Source organism: Stenotrophomonas acidaminiphila (assembly GCA_002951995.1).
Classification (GTDB): domain Bacteria; phylum Pseudomonadota; class Gammaproteobacteria; order Xanthomonadales; family Xanthomonadaceae; genus Stenotrophomonas; species Stenotrophomonas acidaminiphila_A.
The window spans coordinates 3111215-3132306 of the sequence record CP019797.1; the positions used below are offsets into that span (position 1 = coordinate 3111215).

General features: G+C 71.3%; 14 protein-coding genes and 6 pseudogenes. 13 read left to right on the plus strand and 7 right to left on the minus strand.

The window, feature by feature from the left end:
• Positions 1 to 6 precede the first annotated feature (6 nt).
• The 3 genes and pseudogenes from B1L07_13870 to B1L07_13880 all read left to right on the plus strand — a co-directional run bounded on the left by B1L07_13870 (position 7) and on the right by B1L07_13880 (position 2543).
• A complete protein-coding gene (locus B1L07_13870; GenBank protein AUZ55996.1) occupies positions 7 to 828 on the plus strand; it encodes a hypothetical protein in 822 nt (273 codons plus the stop codon).
• Positions 828 to 1235, plus strand: a complete 408-nt coding sequence (locus B1L07_13875) for a hypothetical protein (GenBank protein AUZ55997.1) — start codon at positions 828 to 830, stop codon at positions 1233 to 1235. Before B1L07_13870 ends, B1L07_13875 begins: the two co-directional genes overlap by 1 nt.
• Positions 1236 to 1257: 22 nt before the next feature.
• Positions 1258 to 2543 (plus strand): annotated as a pseudogene (locus tag B1L07_13880) (phosphoribosylamine--glycine ligase).
• Positions 2544 to 2676: 133 nt separating this feature from the next.
• Here B1L07_13880 and B1L07_13885 read toward each other — a convergent pair.
• On the minus strand, positions 2677 to 3672 hold the full coding sequence (locus B1L07_13885) for an aldo/keto reductase (protein AUZ55998.1): 996 nt from the start codon (positions 3670 to 3672) through the stop codon (positions 2677 to 2679).
• A gap of 76 nt (positions 3673 to 3748) precedes the next feature.
• Here B1L07_13885 and B1L07_13890 point away from each other — a divergent pair, with 76 nt between their 5' ends.
• On the plus strand, positions 3749 to 4669 hold the full coding sequence (locus tag B1L07_13890; protein AUZ55999.1) for a LysR family transcriptional regulator: 921 nt from the start codon (positions 3749 to 3751) through the stop codon (positions 4667 to 4669).
• A 215-nt stretch (positions 4670 to 4884) separates the two neighbouring features.
• Positions 4885 to 7083 carry a TIGR01666 family membrane protein gene (locus tag B1L07_13895; protein AUZ56612.1) on the plus strand — a complete coding sequence of 733 codons (2199 nt, stop codon included), beginning with the start codon at positions 4885 to 4887 and terminating at the stop codon, positions 7081 to 7083.
• On the opposite strand, the pseudogene B1L07_13900 reads toward B1L07_13895, so the two are convergent.
• A pseudogene (locus B1L07_13900) lies at positions 7080 to 8212 on the minus strand (MFS transporter). The gene B1L07_13895 and the pseudogene B1L07_13900 overlap by 4 nt on opposite strands.
• A 146-nt stretch (positions 8213 to 8358) precedes the next feature.
• Here B1L07_13900 and B1L07_13905 point away from each other — a divergent pair.
• From B1L07_13905 to B1L07_13925, 5 genes and pseudogenes are all read left to right on the plus strand, one after another.
• The gene (locus tag B1L07_13905) at positions 8359 to 9294 is read left to right on the plus strand and encodes a LysR family transcriptional regulator (GenBank protein AUZ56000.1); all 936 of its coding nucleotides are present in this window, start codon (positions 8359 to 8361) and stop codon (positions 9292 to 9294) included.
• A pseudogene (locus tag B1L07_13910) lies at positions 9281 to 11169 on the plus strand (glycerol acyltransferase). Before B1L07_13905 ends, B1L07_13910 begins: the two are co-directional and overlap by 14 nt.
• A 144-nt stretch (positions 11170 to 11313) precedes the next feature.
• A complete protein-coding gene (locus tag B1L07_13915) occupies positions 11314 to 11586 on the plus strand; it encodes a hypothetical protein (protein ID AUZ56001.1) in 273 nt (90 codons plus the stop codon).
• A gap of 22 nt (positions 11587 to 11608) precedes the next feature.
• Positions 11609 to 11917, plus strand: coding sequence for a hypothetical protein (locus B1L07_13920; protein AUZ56002.1), 309 nt, complete (start codon positions 11609 to 11611; stop codon positions 11915 to 11917).
• A gap of 9 nt (positions 11918 to 11926) precedes the next feature.
• Positions 11927 to 12337: a hypothetical protein gene (locus tag B1L07_13925; GenBank protein ID AUZ56003.1), complete on the plus strand. Its 411-nt coding sequence runs from the start codon at positions 11927 to 11929 to the stop codon at positions 12335 to 12337.
• Positions 12338 to 12541: 204 nt separating this feature from the next.
• On the opposite strand, the pseudogene B1L07_13930 reads toward B1L07_13925, so the two are convergent.
• The 5 genes and pseudogenes from B1L07_13930 to B1L07_13950 all read right to left on the minus strand — a co-directional run bounded on the left by B1L07_13930 (position 12542) and on the right by B1L07_13950 (position 16081).
• A pseudogene (locus B1L07_13930) lies at positions 12542 to 13428 on the minus strand (hypothetical protein).
• A gap of 76 nt (positions 13429 to 13504) precedes the next feature.
• Positions 13505 to 14410: an NADH pyrophosphatase gene (locus B1L07_13935; protein AUZ56004.1), complete on the minus strand. Its 906-nt coding sequence runs from the start codon at positions 14408 to 14410 to the stop codon at positions 13505 to 13507.
• Between the two features lie 86 nt (positions 14411 to 14496).
• Positions 14497 to 14882: pseudogene (locus B1L07_13940) on the minus strand (iron-sulfur cluster insertion protein ErpA).
• 31 nt (positions 14883 to 14913) lie between these two features.
• On the minus strand, positions 14914 to 15342 hold the full coding sequence (locus B1L07_13945) for a cell shape determination protein CcmA (protein AUZ56005.1): 429 nt from the start codon (positions 15340 to 15342) through the stop codon (positions 14914 to 14916).
• Positions 15342 to 16081: pseudogene (locus B1L07_13950) on the minus strand (hypothetical protein). The gene B1L07_13945 and the pseudogene B1L07_13950 overlap by 1 nt, the downstream one beginning before the upstream one ends.
• A gap of 169 nt (positions 16082 to 16250) precedes the next feature.
• Here B1L07_13950 and B1L07_13955 point away from each other — a divergent pair.
• From B1L07_13955 to B1L07_13965, 3 genes are read left to right on the plus strand one after another with little or no spacing between them, the layout of a single operon-like run.
• The gene (locus B1L07_13955; protein AUZ56006.1) at positions 16251 to 16889 is read left to right on the plus strand and encodes a hypothetical protein; all 639 of its coding nucleotides are present in this window, start codon (positions 16251 to 16253) and stop codon (positions 16887 to 16889) included.
• 31 nt (positions 16890 to 16920) lie between these two features.
• Positions 16921 to 18738, plus strand: coding sequence for a response regulator receiver protein (locus B1L07_13960; protein ID AUZ56007.1), 1818 nt, complete (start codon positions 16921 to 16923; stop codon positions 18736 to 18738).
• A 25-nt stretch (positions 18739 to 18763) separates the two neighbouring features.
• Entirely contained in the window at positions 18764 to 21025 is a 2262-nt protein-coding gene (locus tag B1L07_13965) for a hybrid sensor histidine kinase/response regulator (protein AUZ56613.1), read from the plus strand.
• The last annotated feature ends 67 nt before the right edge of the window (positions 21026 to 21092 follow it).

The window sequence follows — 21092 nt, forward strand, 5'->3', positions numbered from 1 at the left end:
GCAGGCATGGCGGCGGGCATGATCCGGACGCTGGCGGTACTGCTCGCCGCGCTCGTGCTGGCGTCGTGCCGGCAGGATGCGGCCACCCAGGACGGCGGCACGGCGCAGGCGCCGGACGGCGATGCGGCCGTGCTGGCGCTGCTCAAGGCGCGTTACGGCGCGCCGGCGCGGCTCAAGGGCCCGTGGACGCAACGCCTCGACGACCCGCAGCTGGACCCCGCGCGCCAGGTCCAGCGCGCGCTGTGCGCCGACCGCGGCATCACCCTTGCGGGCGGCCGCTATCGCATGCTGGCGGTCTGCACCCGCTATGCCGACGCGACCCCCGTGGAACTGGGCGTCAGCGACTTCATCGTGCTGCGCGAGGCCGCCGATGGCAGCGTGGGCATCGCCGCCGAGCTGCCGGGCCGGGCCAGCGGCAGCGGCGGCCAACCGGGCGCGATCAGCATCCTGCAGGTCGGTGCCGGTGCCTGGGCCTACCAGATCGACGAAGAGCGGGTGGTGGTGGGCGCGCGGATGCGCGACCGCAGCTGGCTGGTGTTCGACGGCGGCGACACGGTGGCCGAAGCGGGCTGGCTGCGTGCCCACCTGGACGACCAGAATGCGATCGACTGCGTCACCACCGGCAGCTGCCGGCCCGGGACGCTGGACCTGGATTTCGACGCCCGTCCGGACGACAGCGAGCCCGGGCTGCGCTACTGGCCGTTGCGCGTGCACGAGGCCGGCAACGGCTGCACCGGCACGGTGGATGCGCTGCATTCCATTGCCTACGATCCGGCGCAATCGCGCTACCTGGTCCCGGCGCGCATGCAGCTGGAGGGTTGCGGCTGATGCGCTGGCGCCTGCCCCTGTTCCTGGCCGCCTGCCTGGCGGCGGCCACCGGGTGCGGCAACCACGCGCTCGACCAGGCGCAGCGCGCGGCCCTGCAGGAGATCGGCGCGCAGCTTCCGCGTCCCTATCGCGACGGGCTGGTGGTCGAATCGGTGCACCGCGACGGCGACGAGCTGGTGCTGGTGATCCGTTCGGCGGAGATCACCGTGGCCATGGCCAAGGCCAGGCCCGCCGTGTTCGACGCGCTGCGCGACGACGAGCAGGCCGCGATGCAGGCACTGTGCGCCGATCCGCTGTTCGCCCCGCTGCATGCCGCCGGCGGCGGCGTGCGCCGGCACTTCGTCGATGCCGACGGGGCGGTGTTCTTCGACGCCACGCTGAAAGCCTCCGATTGCCTTTCCCCTTGAATGCCCCTACAGGAACTGCCCCATGAAAATCCTCGTCATCGGCGCCGGCGGCCGCGAACATGCGCTGGCCTGGAAGCTGGCCCGGTCCGCGCGCGTGAGCGAAGTGATCGTCGCCCCGGGCAATGCCGGTACCGCGACCGAAGCCAAGTGCCGCAACGTGGCGGTCAAGGTCACCGACATCGCCGGCCTGCTCAAGTTGGCGCAGGACGAGGCCGTCGGCTTGACCGTGGTGGGCCCGGAAGTGCCGCTGGTGGCGGGGTGGTGGATACCTTCCGCGCGGCGGGGCTGCGCATCTTCGGGCCGACCGCCGCCGCCGCGCAGCTGGAAGGCAGCAAGGCCTTCGCCAAGGATTTCCTGGCCCGCCACGGCATCCCCACCGCGTTCTACGCGGTGCACACCGAGGTCGATGCGGCACTGGCCTACCTGCGCGAGAAGGGCGCGCCGATCGTGATCAAGGCCGACGGCCTGGCCGCCGGCAAGGGCGTGATCGTGGCGATGACGCTGGACGAAGCCGAGGCCGCGGTGCGCGACATGCTCAGCGGCAACGCCTTCGGCGATGCCGGCGCGCGGGTGGTGATCGAGGAATTCCTGGAGGGCGAGGAAGCCAGCTTCATTTCCATGGTCGATGGCCGCGTCGCGCTGCCGATGGCCACCAGCCAGGACCACAAGCGCGTGGGCGACGGCGACACCGGCCCCAACACCGGCGGCATGGGCGCGTACTCGCCGGCGCCGGTGGTGACGCCGCAGGTGCACGCCCGGGTCATGCGCGAAGTGGTCGAGCCGACCGTGGCCGGCATGATCGCCGACGGCGTGCCGTTCACCGGCTTCCTGTACGCGGGGCTGATGATCGACGCCACGGGCGCACCGAAGGTGATCGAGTTCAACGTGCGCTTCGGCGACCCGGAAACCCAGCCGGTGATGCTGCGCCTGCAGTCGGACCTGGTCGACCTGCTCGAAGCGGCCATCGACGGCGCACTGGCGGGCGTGGACGCTCAATGGGATCCGCGCCCGTCGCTGGGCGTGGTGATGGCGGCAAAGCCGTACCCGGACGCGCCGATCACCGGCGATGTGATCAGCGGCCTGGATGACGTACCGGCCAGCGCCAAGGTGTTCCATGCCGGCACCGCGCTGGACGCCGACGGCAACGTGGTCAGCGCCGGTGGCCGCGTGCTGTGCGTGGCTGCGCTGGGCGACAGCGTCGGCGACGCGCAGGCCCATGCCTACGCCGGCGTGGCGAAGATCCACTGGGCCAACGAATTCCACCGCAACGACATCGGCTGGCGCGCGATCGCACGCGAGCAGCAGTAAACCACCGGGGTGGCGGAAGATGAGAAGGGCGGCCCCGGGGCCGCCCTTTTCGTTGTCTCCCTCTGCCGGCGGGATGGAACACGGCCCATGGCGGCGAGAGGCGCAAGGCGCAGAGCTGCCGCTGTCGCTTCCTTCAGCGATGCACGCTGCCGATGCTCGCCGCCGGGTAACGTGCACCGGCGGCCACGTCCACCGGGAACACCGCGTCGATGCGGGCCAGTTCGTCGGCATCCAGCACCACGTCCAGCGCGTCCAGGTTTTCCTCCAGGTAGGCCAGGCGCTTGGTACCCGGGATCGGCACCAGGTCCTCGCCCTGGGCCAGTACCCAGGCCAGGGCCAGTTGCCCGGGACTGATGCCCCTGGCGGCGGCAATCGCGTTGACCTGCGCCACCAACGCGAGGTTCCGGGCGAAGTTCTCGCCCTGGAAGCGCGGCGAATTGCGCCGGTAGTCGCCGTCCTCGAAATCGTCCGGGCTGCGGATCGCGCCGGTCAGGAAGCCGCGGCCCAGCGGCGAGTACGGCACGAAGCCGATGCCCAGCTCACGCACCGTATGCAGCACGCCGTTGTGCTCGGGTTCGCGCGACCACAGCGAGTACTCGGTCTGCAGCGCGGTGATCGGGTGCACCGCATGCGCGCGGCGGATCGTTTCCGGCGCCGCCTCGGACAGGCCCAGCCAGCGCACCTTGCCCTGCTCGACCAGCCGCGCCATCGCGCCCACCGTTTCCTCGATCGGCACCTGCGGGTCCACGCGGTGCTGGTAGTACAGGTCGATGTGCTCCACGCCCAGCCGCTGCAGGCTGGCCTCGCAGGCGGCCTGCACGTATTCGGGGCGACCATCGACGCCACGCGCCTGCGGGTCGGACGGGTCCAGGCGGACGCCGAACTTGGTGGCCAGCAGCACCTGCCCACGGCGACCGGCGATGGCACGGCCGACCAGCCTTTCATTGGTATGCGGGCCGTACATGTCGGCGGTGTCGAGCAGGGTGACGCCGCGTTCCAGCGCGCGCTGGATCACCGCGATGGCCGCGGCATCGTCGCCACGGCCGCCGTAGAACGCGCTCATGCCCATGCAGCCAAGGCCGAGGGCGGAAACCACGGGGCCGTCGCGGCCAAGGGTGCGGGTCTGCATGGCAATGCTCCAGAACGGGGGACGCCACTGTAGGGCGCGGGAACCCGGCGATAAATCGGGGTAATCTGCAACATCAATGAAGCAGCACTTCACAATAGCCCCCTCCCTGCTGCCGGCGCTGGCGGCCTTCGCCTGCGTCGCCCGCCACGCCAGCTTCAGCCAGGCGGCGATCGAACTGGGCATGTCGGCGTCGGCGGCGTCGCAGTCGGTGCGCACCCTGGAGCGGCGGCTGGGCGTGCGCCTGCTGCACCGGACCACGCGCCGGGTCGGCCTGACCGAGCCGGGCGAGCGCCTGCTGCGCGAGGCCGCACCGGCGCTGGCGCGCATCGGCGGCGCGCTGCAGGCACTGGAGGAAAGCCGCGACGTGCCCGCCGGGCGCCTGCGCATCACCGCGCCGCGGATCGTGGTCGAACAGATGCTGCTGCCGCACCTGCCGGCGTTCTCCATGCGCTTTCCGCATGTCGAGGTGGAGCTGGCGGTGCAGGCGGCGCTGACCGACCTGGTGGCCGAAGGTTTCGATGCCGGCATCCGCCTGGGCGAATCGCTGGCCGATGGCATGGTGGCGGTGCCGCTGGGCCCGCCGCAGCGCCTGGTGGTCGTGGCCGCGCCGGACTACCTGCGCCGGCACCGGCCACCAGACACGCCGCAGGCGCTGGCCGCGCATGCCTGCATCCGCTACCGGCGCAGCGACGGCCGGCTGATGCCGTGGGAGTTCAGCCGCGACGGGCACGATTTCAGCGTCGAGGTCGGCGGCGGGCCGATCTTCAACGACAGCGGGCTGGGCCGGCGCATGGCCATCGCCGGCCTCGGCCTGGCGCAGGTGTTCGAAGCGGCCGCGGCCGAGGACCTGGCCGCCGGCCGCCTGCAGCGCCTGCTCGATGCGTGGCAGCCGCCGTTCCCCGGCTTCCACCTGTACTACCCGTCGCGCGAGCAGCTCGCGCCCAAGCTGCGGGTGTTCGTGGATTTCATGCGCGACGCCAACGCTCCGCCCCGGTAGAGCAGCGCCTGCTCCACTGACGTCTTGCACCGATGCTCCGCAGGAGCGCGCTGCCGTGCGCGACGAAGCACCCACGGCAAGGCCCAACCGCGCACGGCAGTGCATGCCTGCGGGGCAGCTGCTTCGCACCAACGGCCTTGCCCCATTGCCTTGCCGCTTTCATTCGCGCACGGCAAGCTGGGCCATCCCCACGCTTGGCGACCCACCGCACCGGCATGCGCCCCACCGAACGCCTGTTGAACCGGCTCTGGGCCCATGAGAAGGCCAGCTACGGCCTGCGCGTGTTCATCGCACTGGGCACGCTGATGGCCGTGTGCTGGTACCGCGGCGACCTGCAGCCGCTGCCGTCGCTGTTCCTGGGCACCATTGCCAGCGCCGTGGCCGAGACCGACGACAACGGCTGGGGCCGCAGCAAATCGGTGCTGCTGTCACTGCTGTGCTTCGTCGCCGCCGCCGCCGCGGTCATCCAGCTGTTCGACTGGCCGCTGCCGTTCGTCGCGGCGCTGGCACTGGCCGCGTTCGCGCTGACCCTGCTGGGCGCCCTGGGCGAACGCTACGCCTCCATCGGCCAGGCCACGGTGACCCTGGCGATCTACACCATGATCGCGATGGACCAGCACCGCGGCGCCGGCACCGGTGCGGCCTGGCGCGACGTGGCGCAGATGCTGGCCGGCGCGGCGTGGTACGGCGCGCTGTCGATCCTGTGGACGGTGATGTTCGCCAACCGGCCGGTGCGCGAGCGGCTGGCGCGGCTGTTCGCCGAGCTCGGGCGCTACCTGCAGCTCAAGGCGGACCTGTTCGAGCCGGTGCGCCATGGCGACCTGGAGGCACGGCGGCTGGCGCTGGCCGAGCAGAACGTGCGCGTGGTCGAGGCGCTCAACGCGGCCAAGACCGCGATCCTCAGCCGCTTCGGCCGCTCCGGGCGCCCCGGGGTGCAGTCCGGGCTGTATTTCCGCCTGTACTACATGGCGCAGGATTTCCACGAACGCGCCAGTTCCTCGCACTATCCCTACGAGGCGCTGACCGAGGCGTTCTTCCACAGCGACGTGCTGTACCGCTGCCGGCGCCTGCTGTCGCTGCAGGGCAGCGCCTGCATGGCGCTGGGCCAGGCCATCCGCCTGCGCCAGCCGTTCGACTACGGCGAGCGCAACCGCCAGGCCGGGCAGGACCTGGAACATTCGCTGCAGTACCTGCGCGACCAGCACAACCCGCACTGGCAGCGCCTGCTCGGCTCGCTGCAGCTGCTGGCGAGCAACCTGTCCAGCATCGCGCGGCAGTTGTCCGAGGCATCGCTGGCCGACACGCCACTGGAAGGCATCGACACCCGCCTGCGCGATTCCTCGCCGCATACCCTGCGCGAGATGGCCACCCGGCTGCGCCAGGCGCTGACGCCCGGCTCGGTGCTGTTCCGCCACGGCGTGCGCATCGCCCTGGCGCTGATCGCCGGGTACGCCGTGCTCAAGCTGGTGCACCCCAGCAACGGCTACTGGATCCTGCTCACCATCGTGTTCGTGTGCCGGCCGCACTTCGGCGCCACCCGGCTGCGGCTGGTGCAGCGCATCGGCGGCACCCTGGTCGGGCTGGGCGTGACCTGGGCGCTGATGCAGCTGTTCCCGGGCACCACGCTGCAGTTGCTGCTGGCGCTGGCCGCGGCGCTGCTGTTCTTCGTCACCCGCACCGAGCGCTACGTGATCGCCACCGCCGCGATCACCACCATGGCGCTGCTGTGCTTCAACCTGCTCGGCGACGGCTTCGTGCTGATCTGGCCGCGGCTGCTGGACACGCTGATCGGCTGCGTGATCGCCGCCACCGCCTCGCTGCTGATCCTGCCCGACTGGCAGGGGCGGCGCCTGCACCGGGTGATGGCACAGGTGATCGCCACCAGCGCCCGTTACCTGGACGAGGTGCTGGGCCAGTACCGCAGCGGCATGCGCGACGACCTGCCCTACCGCATCGCCCGCCGCGACATGCACAACGCCGACGTCGCACTGTCGGTGGCGCTGTCCAACATGCTGCGCGAGCCCGGCTACGCGCGCGGCAACCTGGATGCCGGGTTCCGCTTCCTGGCGCTGTCCAACACCCTGCTCGGCTACCTGTCCGCGCTCGGCGCGCACCGCGCGCGCGCCACGGTGACCGACGATCCCCTGGTCAGCCATGCCCAGCAGTGCCTGCAGCAGGCGCTGGCCAGGCTGTCGGCCGCGCTCGCCGCGCGGCGGCCGGTGCCGGCGGCCGAGGTCGATGAGGCCGCGCTGGCGGATACGCTGGAGCAGTTGCCCGGCGACAGCGACGACAAATCGCGCCTGGTACGCACCCAGCTGGCGCTGATCCTGCGCCTGCTGCCGCGGCTGCGCGCGGCGGCGGACGAAGCGGTGGGCGCGCCGGCGCCGGCCACGCTGGCGGCTCCGCAGGGCTAGCGTCGCGCCGACGCGCGCGGCATTGCCAGCAGCGCCGCCAGCGCCAGTGCGATGCCCACCGCGCACACCCCGTTCCAGCCGTACCGGGTCCAGCCCAGCGTGCCCAGCGCGGAACCGGCCGCGCCACCGATGAAGTAGCAGGTCATGTAGGCCGCGGTGATGCGGCTGCGGGCGCTCTCGTCCAGGCGGTAGATCGTGCTCTGGTTGTCGATGTGCACCGCCTGCACCGCCACGTCCAGCGCCAGCACGCCCACCACCAACGCGGCCAGCGACACCGGCGCCAGCAGCAACACCCCCACGACAGCAGCAACAGCACCAGCCCGCCACCGGTCACCAGGCGGCCGTGGCCGCGGTCGCTCAGGCGCCCGGCGCGGCTGGCGGCCAGCGCACCGGCGGCACCGACCAGCCCGAACAGGCCGATGCTGGCGATGGAATAGCCATAGGCCGGCCCGGACAGCAGGAACGCCAGCGGCGTCCAGAACACGCTGAAGCCGGCGAACAGCAGCGCGCCCAGCCATGCGCGCCGGCGCAGCACCGGTTCGTCGCGCAACAGCGCCAGCACCGAGGCGAGCAGCCGTGGATACGACAGCGTCGCCCGCGGCCGGTAGGCCGGCAGCGCGCGCGCCAGCGCCAGCGCCATGAGCAGCAGCGCGACGCCGGCCACCCAGTACACGGTATGCCAGGAGCCGATCCCGGCCAGCAGCCCCGAAGCCGTGCGCGCCAGCAGGATGCCCAGCAGCAGCCCAGCCATGAGCGTGCCGACCACGCGCCCGCGCCGCTCCGGCGCCGCCAGCGTCGCCGCATGCGGGATGATCACCTGCGCGGCCACCGCGCACAGCCCGCTGAGCGCGGTGCCGGCCAGCAGCTGCGTGAAATGGCCGGCGCTGGCACTGACCAGCAGCCCCAGCGCCGCCAGTACGAACAGCGCCACGATCAGCCGGCGCCGTTCCAGGCGGTCGCCCAGCGGCACGATCAGCAGCAGCCCGGCGGCATAGGACAACTGCGCGACCGTCACCACCCAGCCCACGCGACCGGCGCCCAGCCCGAACGCGTCGCCCAGCAGCTGCAGCAGCGGCTGGGCGTAATAGTTGCTGGCCACGATCAGCCCGGTGGCGGCGGCCAGCAGCATGACCCGGCGCTGGCTGAGCACGTGCGGTTGGGGGATTGGCTGGACATCACGGCCTCGATGGGGAACAACGGAAGGCAAGTCTGTGGGCCACCCATGAATGACGCCAATGTATTGTTTTCATCCTTTCCATCTTTCTGAGTGATGGCATGTTCACCCTGCGCCAGCTGGAGTTCGTCGTCGCCGTCGCCGAGGAGGGCGGGTTCACCGCCGCCGCCGCGCGCTGCCATACCGTGCAGTCGGCGCTGAGCCACCAGGTGGCGCGGCTGGAGGACGCCTTCGGCGCACGCCTGTTCGAACGCGGCCACCGCCAGGTGCGGCCCACCGCGGCCGGTGAAGTGTTCCTGCGCAACGCCCGGCTTACCCTGCAGGCCGCCGACCGGCTGCAGGAGGAAATGGCGCTGGCGCTGGGCACGGTGCGCGGGCGCATCCGCATCGGCCAGATCACCGCGCTCAGCGTGGTCGACGTGCCCGCGCTGCTGGCCCGCTTCCGCAGCGCGCATCCGGCCGTGGACGTGCACCTGCGCGTGGGCATGAGCGAGGAACTGCTGGCCGAGCTGGCCGAGGGCCGGCTCGACGTGGCCCTGGTCGGCGTCGGCCCGCAGGTGCCGCTGCCGGCGCAGCACCGCCTGCTCGACGAGGAAGGCCTGTCGCTGCTGCTGCCGCCCGGGGATGCGCTGGCGGCGATGCAGCGGGTGCCGCTGAGCGCGCTCAACGGCGTGCCGCTGGCGGCGCTGGTGCCCGGCGCCGGGGTGCGCCGGATGATGGACGACGCGCTGGACGAGCGCGGCGTCGTGCCGCGGCTGCAATACGAAGTCAGCCACGGCGAACTGCTGCGCCAGCTGGTGGCCGCCGGGCTGGCGGTCGCGGCGATCCCGGACAGCATGGCCGCGCGCATGCACGCGGTGGAGGTACGCCCGCTGGACGAACCGTTCCGCTTCCGGACCTGCGCGGTGTGGCGTGCCGATCCCACTCCGGCCGCGCGCGCCCTGCTCGCGCTGCTGCCCGCCGCCGCGACGCACGGGGCGGGCAGCGAACCTGCTAAGGTGCGCCGCAAACCAAGGAACCCACGTGGCCGGCCATAACCAGTTCGCGCTGCTCGGACAGCGCCGCTTCCTGCCGTTCTTCGTCGTCCAGGCGCTGGGCGCCTTCAACGACAACGTGTACCGCCAGGCGATCATCGGCCTGCTGTTCTTCCTCGGCGTCAGCACCAGGGAACGCAGCATCTACGCCATGCTCGCGCCGGCGATCTTCATCCTGCCCTACTTCCTGTTCTCGGCGCTGGCCGGCCAGTTCGCCGAGAAGCTGGAGAAGCAGCGGCTGATCGTCATCACCACCACGATGGAAATCGTGATCATGTCGCTGGCCGCGCTGGGCTTCCTCACCCAGAGCATGCCGGTACTGCTGGTGGCGCTGTTCTGCACCGGGCTGCAGTCCACCCTGTTCGGACCGGTGAAGTACTCGGTGCTGCCGTCCATCCTCAAGCCGGAGGAACTGACCGGCGGCAATGGCCTGGTCGAGATGGGCACCTCCCTCTCCATCCTCGGCGGCATGATCGCCGGCGGCATGATCTTCACCCTGGCCGGCAGCCACGGCCCGGTCGTGGCTTCGGTGGCGGTGATCGCGCTGGCGGTGGCCGGCAACATCGCCGCGCGGCTGATCCCGAAAGTGGATGCCGGCGCGCCCGGCCTGAAGATCAACTGGCACCCGCTGTCCGAATCGCTGGCGGTGCTGCGCATGGCCAGGAAGCAGAAGGCGGTGCGCAACGCGGTACTGGGCGTGTCCTGGTTCTGGTTCGTCGGCACCGTGCTGACCTCGCAGCTGCCGGCCTACGCCGAGATCAACCTGGGCGGTGGCTCGACCCTGTACATCTTCGCCCTGGCGCTGTTCTCGGTAGGCACCGGCACCGGCTCGCTGCTGTGCGAGAAGCTGTCCGCGCGCACCGTCGAGATCGGCCTGGTGCCGCTGGGCGCGTTCGGCATGAGCGCGTTCCTGTTCGACCTGTACTTCGCCCGTACCGGCACGGTGGCGGCGAGCGGGCTGGACGTGGCCGGCTTCCTGCGCCAGCCCGGCAGCGTGCGCATCGTCATCGACCTGCTCGGCATCGGCCTGTTCACCGGCCTGTTCGTGGTGCCGCTGTTCGCGCTGATCCAGAGCCGCACGCCGAAGTCGGAGATGTCGCGCGTGTTCGCCGCGCTCAACATCCAGAACTCGGGCTTCATCGTGCTGGCGGCGATGGCCGGCCTGCTCACCCAGAGCGTGCTGGACTGGAGCGTGCCGCAGCTGTTCCTGGCGCTGGCCATCGCCAACGTGCTGGTGGCCGGCTACATCTTCAGCATCGTGCCCGAGTTCCTGATGCGCTTCCTGAGCTGGGTGATGGTGCGCGCGCTGTACCGCCTGCGCCGGACCGGCATCGAGGAACACGTGCCCGACGAAGGCGCGGCGCTGATCGTGTGCAACCACGTCAGCTACATGGACGCGCTGATCCTGGCCGCGGTGATCCCGCGCCCGGTGCGCTTCGTCATGTACTACCGGATCTTCAACATCCCGCTGATGCGCTGGATCTTCCGCACCGCCAAGGCCATTCCCATCGCCAGCCCCAAGGAGGACGCCGAACTGATGCAGCGCGCGTTCGACGCCATCGACGCGGCGCTGGCCGAAGGCGAACTGGTGTGCATCTTCCCGAGGGCGCGCTGACCCGCGACGGCGACATCGCGCGGTTCCGCTCCGGGGTGGAGAAGATCCTCGCGCGGCGGCCGGTGCCGGTGGTGCCGCTGGCGCTGAAAGGCATGTGGAGCAGCATGTGGAGCCGCCGCGACACGCGGCTGGGGCGGATGCGGGTACCGCGCCGCTTCCGCGCCCACATCGAGGTGGTGGCCGCCCCCGCGGTCGACGGCACCGCCACCGACGCGGCGGCGCTGGAGGCGCGGGTACGGGCATTGCGCGGCGACGACGCCTGACCGGCTTTACCGCCTGCCCGGCAAATCGCTACGCTACCCGTCCACACGCGGCTGCAGGGATTGCACGGCATCCGCCGACACCGAGGAACCATGGACATCCCACCGCCCCCTCCCAGCGCTCCCGCCGCTCCCGCGCCGCAGCAGGTGCACCACTACTACCATCCGCAGAAGTCCGGCGGCGTGGCGGCGCTGCTGGAGGTGCTGCCGGGGCTGTTCCTGCAGACGTTCGGCATCGGCCACATGTACGCCGGCAACGTCGGCACCGGCCTGATCATCATGTTCGGCTACTGGGCGCTGACCTTCGTCAACATCCTGCTGTGCTTCGTCTTCATCGGCTTCATCACCTGGCCGCTGTGCTGGGTCGCGGCCATGATCCTCTCGTCGCTGACCGCGGCGAACGCCTGCAAGTCACGCTGATCGCCATCCCACCGGAGAACCCATGAATACCGTCAATCCCGCCAGCAGCATCCCCAACCACCTGGCCTGGTCGATCATCGCCACGGTCCTGGCCACCTGCCTGTGCTGCCCGCTGGGCCTGGTGGGCATCGTCGCCATCGTGTTCTCCAGCAAGGTCAACAACCTGCTGGCCCAGGGCGATATCGACGGCGCGCGCCGTGCCTCCAACAACGCCAAGACCTGGTGCTGGGTGGCCACCGCGCTGGCCATCATCGGCGTGGTGTTCAACGCCATCTACTTCGCCATGGGCGGCGCCGCCGCCTACATGGAAATGCTGCAGAAATACCAGTAAGCCGTGGCATTGGTGCTCGAAACCCGGCACAGGCTCGGGCTGGCGGGGGTCGCACTGGCGATTCCCGCCGGCCTCTGGCTGCTGTGGCATTTCGACCCGAACGTCGAGGGCAACCCGTTCCCGCCCTGCATGTTCCTGGCCTTCACCGGCTACTACTGCATCGGCTGCGGACTGACCCGCGCGCTGCACGCGCTGGCCCACGGCGACCTGCTGCGCGCGTTTTCGATGAACCCACTGGGCCTGGTGACCCTGGCCCTGATCCCGTTGATGGTGCTGTGGTCCGCCGGCTGGAACCCACGCTGGTTGCAGCCGCTGATGAAGGTGGTGATGGCGCCGAAGCTGTGGCTGGCGGTGCTGCCGGCCTACTGGATCGCCCGCAACCTGCCCTGGTATCCGTTCACCCTGCTGGCACCGGGCTGAAAAACACCGGGCGGCAACCTCCGGCGCGCCATGCCTTGCGCGCGTGCCGGCATCGCGCGCACCAGGCCCCGTGCCGGGCAAGCCCGGCACCTACGTTTGCGCCCCGGCGGCATCAGGCGACCGGCGTGTGGAGGCGGCTCTTGCCCCGCATGAAACCCCCTCGGCGATGCCCCGTGCCGGGCACGCCCGCCACCTGCGCCGGTCTCAGCCCACCCAGCCGGCGATGATCAGCAGCGCCAGCAGCGCCATCCACAGCAGCAGCATGCGCCAGACCATGCTCATCGCGTCGCGCAGCTCGGGGTGACGCTCGGCGTGCGGGACCAGGCCGGCCTCGCGCGCATCGGCCGCGTCCTCGGCCAGCTCCATGCCGACCCCGGCGCGCGCGGCCTCGCCCAGGAATCCCAGGTCCAGCGCCCAGCGGTTGCCGCCGGCGCGGCGCCATGCCGAGAACACCGTGTCGAAATTGCCGACCAGCGCCATCGACAGGGTCATCAGCTGGGCCACCGGCCATTCCAGCAACGCCAGCGCCCAGCCCCCGTTTCGCGGGCTTCGGCGGCCACCCCGGCGGCGATCGGCCCATGCACCGACTGCACCAGCAGCCGGTACAGTACCGCCCCCAGCGGGCCCAGCAGCAGGAACCAGAACAGCGGCGCGAACCAGCGCCGCAACGCGTTGTACAGGGTCGCGTCGACCAGCGTCGGCAGATCCTCGCGCAGGCTGCCGCCGGCCGACTGCAGCTGTGCGACCGCCGCGTCGTAGGCGGCCGGGTCTTCGGCGTCGATGACCGCCTCGACGTCGCGGTCGAGGTCGCGCGGCCCCCAGCACAGCGCCAGCACCCCCATGCCGAACAGCAGCGACGGCAGCCCGTGCAGGTGCCCGGCGAGCAGCCACTGCACGACCGCCACCAGCAACACCCAGGGAAGGATCGCCAGCAGCAGCCCGAAGCGGCCGGCATTGCCGCCGCCTTCGTGTACCTGCAGCCAGCCCAGCCAGCGCCCGAACCAGCGCCAGTCGCGCAGCGCCGCCATCGCCGCGGGCGCCAGGTGGCCAAGGACCAGTGCCGCGATCACTGCTACCAGGGTCGTGAACATGCGATTCCTCCGGGTCCCGATTGTAGGCCCCGCCATGGCCGCGCAGGCTGTTGCCGGCGACGACCCGCTGCCGGCTTCATGGCTGCCGGCGCCGGTACCAGTCCTCGATCAGAGTACGGGCGATCGAGATGCGTGGCGACAACAGGATGCCCTGGCCATCGTCGGCCTGCTCGCGGCGCAGTGCCGCGCCGATTTCCTCGGCATCGAACCAGCGTGCGTCCTCGAGCTCGCCGTCGACCTGCGGCACGTCGCCGTGCGCGGTCGCGCGGAAGCCGACCATCAGCGCCCCGGGGAAGGGCCACGGCTGGGTGCACAGGTAGTCGGCCTGGATCACCCGCACCCGGGTCTCCTCGAACACTTCGCGCGCGACGGTCTGCTCGAAGGTCTCGCCGGGCTCGACGAAACCGGCCACCACTGACCAGCGTCGCGGCGCCCAGCTGGCTTGGCGGCCCAGCAGCAGGCGGCCGTCATGCTCGACCGCGACGATGACCGCCGGATCCACCCGCGGGTAGTGCTCGGTACCGCACTGGCCGCAGCGCCCGATGAAACCGCCGCGCCCGAACACCACCGCGGCGCCGCAGACGCCGCAGAAGCGGTTGCGCGAGTGCCAGTACGACATGCCGCGCGCATAGCAGAACACGCCGGACGCCTCGGCCGGCCACTCGGCGGCGGCGCGGCGCAGGTCGATGCGTCCCGGCGCCTGTACCGACACCATCGCCGCTTCAACCACGAACCAGGCGCGCGCCTGCTGCATGCCCAGGAAGATGGCGGTGCCCGGGCCGCCGCCCAGTTCGCGGCCACTGGTCAGGAACGGCTGGCCATCAGCGTCGGCGAAGGCGGTGCCATCGGCGTCGAGTACCAGCACCCGGGCATCGGGCCACAGCCGCGCCAGCGCGTCGGCGTCGTCGCGCAGTGCGTCGGCGCGGTCCAGCGCTGCGCCGGCAAAGGCATGGGCGTGGAAGGAAGAATCGGAAGCAGGCATCGTCGGCAGACTACCGGCAAACCAGCGTGGCGAGAAGCGGCCGGCGTCCGCCGCGGGATGCGCGTGCCGGCGGCCTGGCGCCGCGCTCAGACGGCGAAACTGCTGCCGCAGCCGCAGGTCGTGCGGGCATTGGGATTGCGGATCACGAACTGGGCCCCGGTGAGGCTTTCCGAGTAATCGACCTCGGCGCCCATCAGGTACTGCAGGCTCAGCGGGTCCACCAGCAGGGTCACGCCATCGGTGACCACCGCCAGGTCGTCGTCGGCCCGGTTCTCGTCGAACTCGAAGCCGTACTGGAAGCCGGAACAGCCGCCGCCCTGGATATAGACGCGCAGGGCCAGGGCAGCGTTGCCCTCCTCGCGGATCAGCTCGCCCACCTTGGCCGCGGCGGCCGGGGTGAAGTTCAGCGGGCGATCAAGGGACTGGTAATCGGGGCGGCCGTTGCGCCGGGCAGGGAAACGAGCGTGCTCATGCGCCCAGCATGGGGACGCCCGCCCGCCGATTCAAGCCTCCGCCGCTTCAGCCTGCGCCTGCAGCGCGGCCGCCTCGGGCGAGGGCAGCGCGGCCATCGTCGTGGCATGCACCAGGCGGCCGTTGAGCTGCGCGCCGGCGCCCATCTCCACCACCTGGTAATGGACGTTGCCGTTGACCCGGGCGGTGGGCGTCAGTTCGATGCGTTCGCCGGCGTGGACGTCGCCGTCCATGCGCCCGCTGAGCACCACCACCGACGCGCGCACCTCGCCGTCGATATGGCCCTGTTCGGCCAGGGTCAGCACCGCCTTGGCGCCCTCCTCGGCGATCACCCGGCCCTCGATGCGGCCTTCCACGTACAGGCCGCCGCTGAACACCACGTCGCCCCGGATCACCACCTGCGGCCCGATCAGGGCGTCCACCACCAGGTGGCTGTCGCGGCTGGACTTGTTCTTGAACATCACTGCTCCCCTCTGCCGTTGCCGGCGAGTTTCCAATCGAATGTCTGCGTCGCGCTCCCCCGGGCCCGGTCAACGAGACTCGCACACGTTGCGGGGTGAAATCCTTGGGCAGCATCACGCTGCCGTCCAGGCGCTGGAAATAGCGGAACGAATAGGCCTGCCCGGGCACGTCGCGGCGCTGGTGGAGCTCATCCCAGCTCACCGTCGCCAGCTTGCCGCCCTTGACCCCTTCCACCGAGAACCGCATCTGCCCCTGGCTGATGGCCCCCCTGTTCAGGTTCTGCGTCAGCACCACACTGTACTGCCAGGTGCCGGCGGCTTCGGCGGAGAACTCCACCGAATGCGCATTCAGCCCCTTGCGCTGGCTGGTGGCGCCCACCAGGCGCTCGTAGAACGCGACGTCCGCGCGCAGCCCGGCGATCTCCTCGTCACGCTCGGCCAGCGACGCCTGCACCTCGGTGTTGGCCGCGCGGCTGATCTTGTCCGATGCCTCCAGCGTGGCCTGGCGCTGCCGCAGCTCCTCGATCTGCGCGCGCTGCGCGGCCACGGTGCGCTCGCTCTGGCGCAGCCGCTCGCGCAACCCGCCGGCATCGGGCGAGGCGTAGCGGGCGGCCAGCCAGCCGACCAGCAGCAGCGACACCAGCCAGGCGACGGCGAGGGCGGCCAGCCGGGTCCAGGCCGATCGCTGCGGGGTGCCGCGCAGGGTGATCTGGAAACGCGACGGGGATCGGTTGCTCATGGCGCTGCATCACCGGTGCCGGGTCCTGCGCGAAGCGGCACCTTCGCTCCGGTTGAAACGGCTGGGCAGTGTAAACGACTCCCGGCATGGCCTGCCGGGAACTGGCAATCGCCAGGGGCATGGTCGATAGTTGCGATTCTGCTCACAGTTCCCGCGGGAGTCCGCGACCATGACCGACGCCCACGTTTTCGTCATCGGCATCCTGCTGGCCTGGCTGGCCGGCATCCGCGTGTACCTGACCGTGTTCGGCGTCGGCCTGGCCGGCGTGCTGGGCTGGGTCGAGCTGCCACCGGCACTGCAGGCCACCCAGTCCTGGTGGGTGCTGGGTACCTCGGCGGCGCTGGCGACCACCGAGTTCTTCGCCGACAAGATCCCCGGCGTGGATTCGATCTGGGACCTGCTGCAGACCCTGGCGCGGGTACCGGCCGGGGCCTTCCTGGCCGCGGCCACGTTGTCCCCGGATGGGCATCTGGGTGCCGGCGCGCTCGCCGCCGGCGCCGGCGTGGCGCTGGCCAGCCATGGCCTGAAGGCCGGTACCCGCGCACTGCTGAACACTTCCCCGGAGCCGGCCAGCAACTGGGCCGCATCGGTGGCCGAGGACGGCGTGGTGATTGCCGGCCTGGCCCTGGCGCTGGCCCACCCGTGGCTGGCGCTGGCGCTGGTGGTAGGCGCCAGCCTGCTGGGTGCGCTCACCGTATGGCTGGTGTGGCGCGCGCTCTGGCGCGGGGTCAAGCGCCTGTTCGCCGCACCAGCGCCGGCCGCGCCAGCGGCACCGGCCAGGGACCATTCGCTGCCACCGGCTCGTTGACCGCATAATCCACGGCATACGGGGAGTACCGATGGCAAGCAACGACACACCCACTTCCTCCGCCCGGCTGACGCGCGCGGAGGTCCCGCCGGCTGACTACTGGCAGCGCTGGAGCGTGGAGAACGCGCCGCCGGCCGAGGCGGTCCGCGCGCATATCGCCGCCGCGCCGGCCACCGCGCCCGAGCCGGGCCAGGCCGCCGCAGCGGCCGAAACGCCCTATCGCGTGCTGATCGTCGAGGACGACCGCTCGCAGGCCCTGTTCGCGCAGAGCGTGCTGCACGGCGCCGGCATGCAGGCCATCGTGCAGATGGACGCCGAAGGCGTGCAGCAGGCGATCGTCGAGCACCGCCCCGACCTGATCCTGATGGACCTGCACATGCCCGGGCTCGATGGCATGCGCCTGACCGCGCTGATCCGCCAGAACCCGCAGCAGCAGTTGCTGCCCATCGTGTTCCTGACCGGCGACCCGGACCCCGAGCGCCAGTTCGAGGTACTCGACAGCGGCGCCGACGACTTCCTCACCAAGCCGATCCGCCCGCGCCACCTGGTCGCCGCGGTGGCCAACCGCATCCGCCGCTCGCGCCAGCAGGCGCAGGGCACGGCCGAAGGGCTGGCGCTGAGCAACCCGGAGACCGGCCTGCCCACGCGCCACAACCTGATGCTGCAGCTGGATACGGCACTGGCCGGATCCGAGCACGGCGGGTTGATGTTCATCGAGATCGCCAGCGCGCTGGGCCTGCGCGAACGCTATGGCTATGCCGCCTTCGAACGGTTGATGGTGCAGGCCGGCCGGCGCCTGGCCGAAGCCGCGCGGCCGCACCTGCTGGCGCGGCTGAACGACAACAGCTTCCTGCTGCTGGGCCGCGGCATGGACGAGGACGCGGTCGAGGCGCTGGCCCGTTCGGTACGCCAGGCACTGTCCGCGCACCCGTTCGTGGTGCGCGATGACGAATCGCTGCATCTGCGCTGCGCGGTCGGCCACGCCCGCCTGTCGCAGGGCTTCGAGGATGCCGGCGTCGCGCTGGAGGCGATCGAGCGCACCGCCCTGCAGGCGCGGCTGCTGGCCGACGGCGTGGCCGCCCACCAGGGCAACGGCGATGCCGCCGCGCAGGAACACCTGGCCCTGCTGGAAGGCCAGATCGAGCTGGCCTACCAGCCGATCGTGGCCGTCGCCGGCAGCGACACCGCGCAGTACCAGGTACTGCTGCGCCTGCGCCGCAACGACGGCACCCTGCTGTCGGCCGGCCAGGTGATTCCGGCGGCCGAAGCGGCCGGGCGCATCGGCGACCTCGACCAGCAGGTGCTCGACCACGCGCTGGGACTGCTGCACCGCTACCAGCACGCCATGCCACCGATGCGGCTGTTCGTGTCGCAGTCGCTGCGCAGCCTTGCCCGCGAGGCCTTCGCCGGCTGGCTGCTCAAGGCCATCGCCGACCGGCAGATCGCCGGCAGCTCGCTGGTCATCGACGTGCGCCTGGGCGATGCGCTGGTGCACGCGGTGACGCTGCAGCAGTTCTGCGAGCGGCTGATGCCCGCCGGCGTGCAGTTCTGCCTGAGCCAGTTCGAACCCGGCGACGAGGCCAACGCGCTGATGACCCAGCTGCCGCTGGGCTTCGTGCGCATGGCCGGGCGTTTCGCCGGCAGCCATGCCAGCCAGAAGCTGCGCGACGAGCTGCGTGGCGCGATCGACGCCGCGCACCGCGCCGGGCTGCAGATCATCGGCCAGCAGATCGAGGACCCACAGGCCGCCGCCGCGATGTGGATGAGCGGCATCGACTTCATCCAGGGCAACGTGGTGCAGTCGGTCGGCAGCGAGCTGGACTTCGACTTCCAGAACACGGTGCTCTGACATGCGGGCAGCCAACCGCTGGGCCATGGCTTCGGCGATGCTCGCGGTGGCCGCGGGCGCGGCGCAGTGGCTGCCGCCGCCGCTGCCGGCGCACGCGGTGTCCACCGTCTTGGCCGGGTTTGCCTGCCTGTGCGCGCTGCTGGCGGCGCTCGCCGCGCGCGCCCTGGCCGAAACCTCCGCCGCGTTCGCGCGGCGCGCGCGCGACAACGAGCGCGAGCTGCAGCGCCTGCGCCAGGAACAGCAGCGCCATGTGCAGCTGGAGCAGCAACTGCTGCAGGCCAAGCAGGACGCCGAAGCGGCGATGCTGGCCAAGGGCGAGTTCCTGGCCACCATGAGCCACGAGATCCGCACCCCGCTCAACGGCATCATCCCGATGCTGGAGATGGTCGCGCAGGGGCCGCTGGGCGCCGAGCAGCGCGAGATGCTCAACACCGCCAGCGAAAGTTCGCGTGCGCTGTTCCGCATCGTCGACGACATCCTCGACTACTCCAAGCTCGAAGCGCAGCGGCTGGAGCTGGAGATCACCACCTTCAACCTGCGCGAACTGCTCGATTCGCTGCTGCAGCTGATGCGGCGTTCGGCGGCGCACAAGGGGCTGGACATCACCCTGGCGCTCGATCCGGCGGTGCGGCTGGCGGTGCGCGGCGACCCGGTGCGCCTGCGCCAGGTCCTCAGCAACCTGATGGTCAATGCGATCAAGTTCACCGAGCGCGGCGGCATCCAGGTGCAGGTGCGGCGCATGGGCGAGACCAATGCCCAGCACCTGCTGCGCTTCGAGGTTCGCGACACCGGCATCGGCATCGACGCCGACCAGCAGCAACGCCTGTTCAGCGCCTTTACCCAGGCCGACGCCTCGACCACCCGCCTGTACGGTGGCACCGGCCTGGGGCTGGCCATCTGCAAGCGCATCATCGACCTGATGCACGGCAAGATCGGCCTGGACTCGGTACCGGGCCAGGGTTCGACCTTCTGGTTCGAGATTCCGCTGCTGAAGGTGATCGGCGACCTGCGCGTGCCCGCGCATGCCGCCCATCCCCGGGTGCTGCTGGTGTCCACCGACGCGCGCCTGCGCCAGCGGCTGGAGCTGGTGCTGCCGAACTGGGGGTTCGACGTGCGCAGCGTGGACACGGTGCAGGAAGCGCTGGACCTGCTGCGCGCCGGCGGCACGCCGCAGCCCTGGCATGCCGTCATCGGCGACCTGCCGTCGCTGCGCCTGGGCGTGGCGGCGCTGCAGCGCGCCAGCGGCGAGCACCGCCTGGTCTGGCTGCAGGGCGATGCGCCACTGCCGGCCGAGCTGCACGACGGTGCGCGCGTGATCGCGCGCGAGGCGGCCGATGCGGCACTGCGGACGGCCTTGAGCGAACCGGCCACCCGCGCGCCGCTCCCGCTCCAGCAGACGCCCGCCACCACAGCGGAAGCGCCGCATGCCGACATGCCGCCGCCGGCACGCGCCGGCGGGCTGGCCGGCGCGCGGGTGCTGCTGGTCGAGGACAACCCGGTCAACCTGCTGGTGGCGCAGAAGCTGCTGGGCGTGCTCGGCTGCGAAGTGGACACCGCCATCAACGGCCAGCTGGCGCTGGACAAGCTGCACGCCACCACCTACCAGGCGGTGCTGATGGACTGCCAGATGCCGGTCCTGGACGGTTACGCCGCCACCCGCCGCTGGCGCGAGCACGAGGCCGCCACGCAGGCCGCACGCCTGCCGATCATCGCCATGACCGCCAACGCCATGGTCGGCGACCGCCAGCGCTGCCTGGACGCGGGCATGGACGACTACCTGTCCAAGCCCATTTCGCGCCAAGGCCTGCAGGCCTGCCTGCTGCGCTGGTGCGGACCCGCGCCGACCGCCGGCGACGAACCGCCGCAGGCGGCACCGGCCCAGCTCGAGGAAGCCCCGGCCTCGGCCGCGCAGTCCACCGCCCTGCCGGTGCTCGACCGCGAGGTGCTGGACGAACTGCGCGAGATCGCCGGCGCCGAGACCGCCACCATCATCGACGTGTTCCTCGACGACACCACCCCGCTGGTGCGGCAGTTGCAGGAGGCCGCGGTCGCTCCCGACCTGGAGCAGTTGCGTGAACTGGCGCACAGCCTCAAATCGGCCAGCGCCAACGTCGGCGCGCTGGCACTGTCGGCCGCCGCGCGCCGGGTCGAACTGGCCGCCCGCGCCGGCAAGCTGGAACGCCCGGCGGTCATGGTCGCGCTGATCATCGCCGAGTTCGCGCGCGCGCGGCTGGCATTGATCGGCTACCAGTCGGACATGCGCGGCGAACGCGCCGTGCAGGCCTGAACCCGGCTCATGCGCATGCGCGCGTCGCGCCCGAGCGCGCGTGCGGGCAAGGGAGTGAGATCACCGC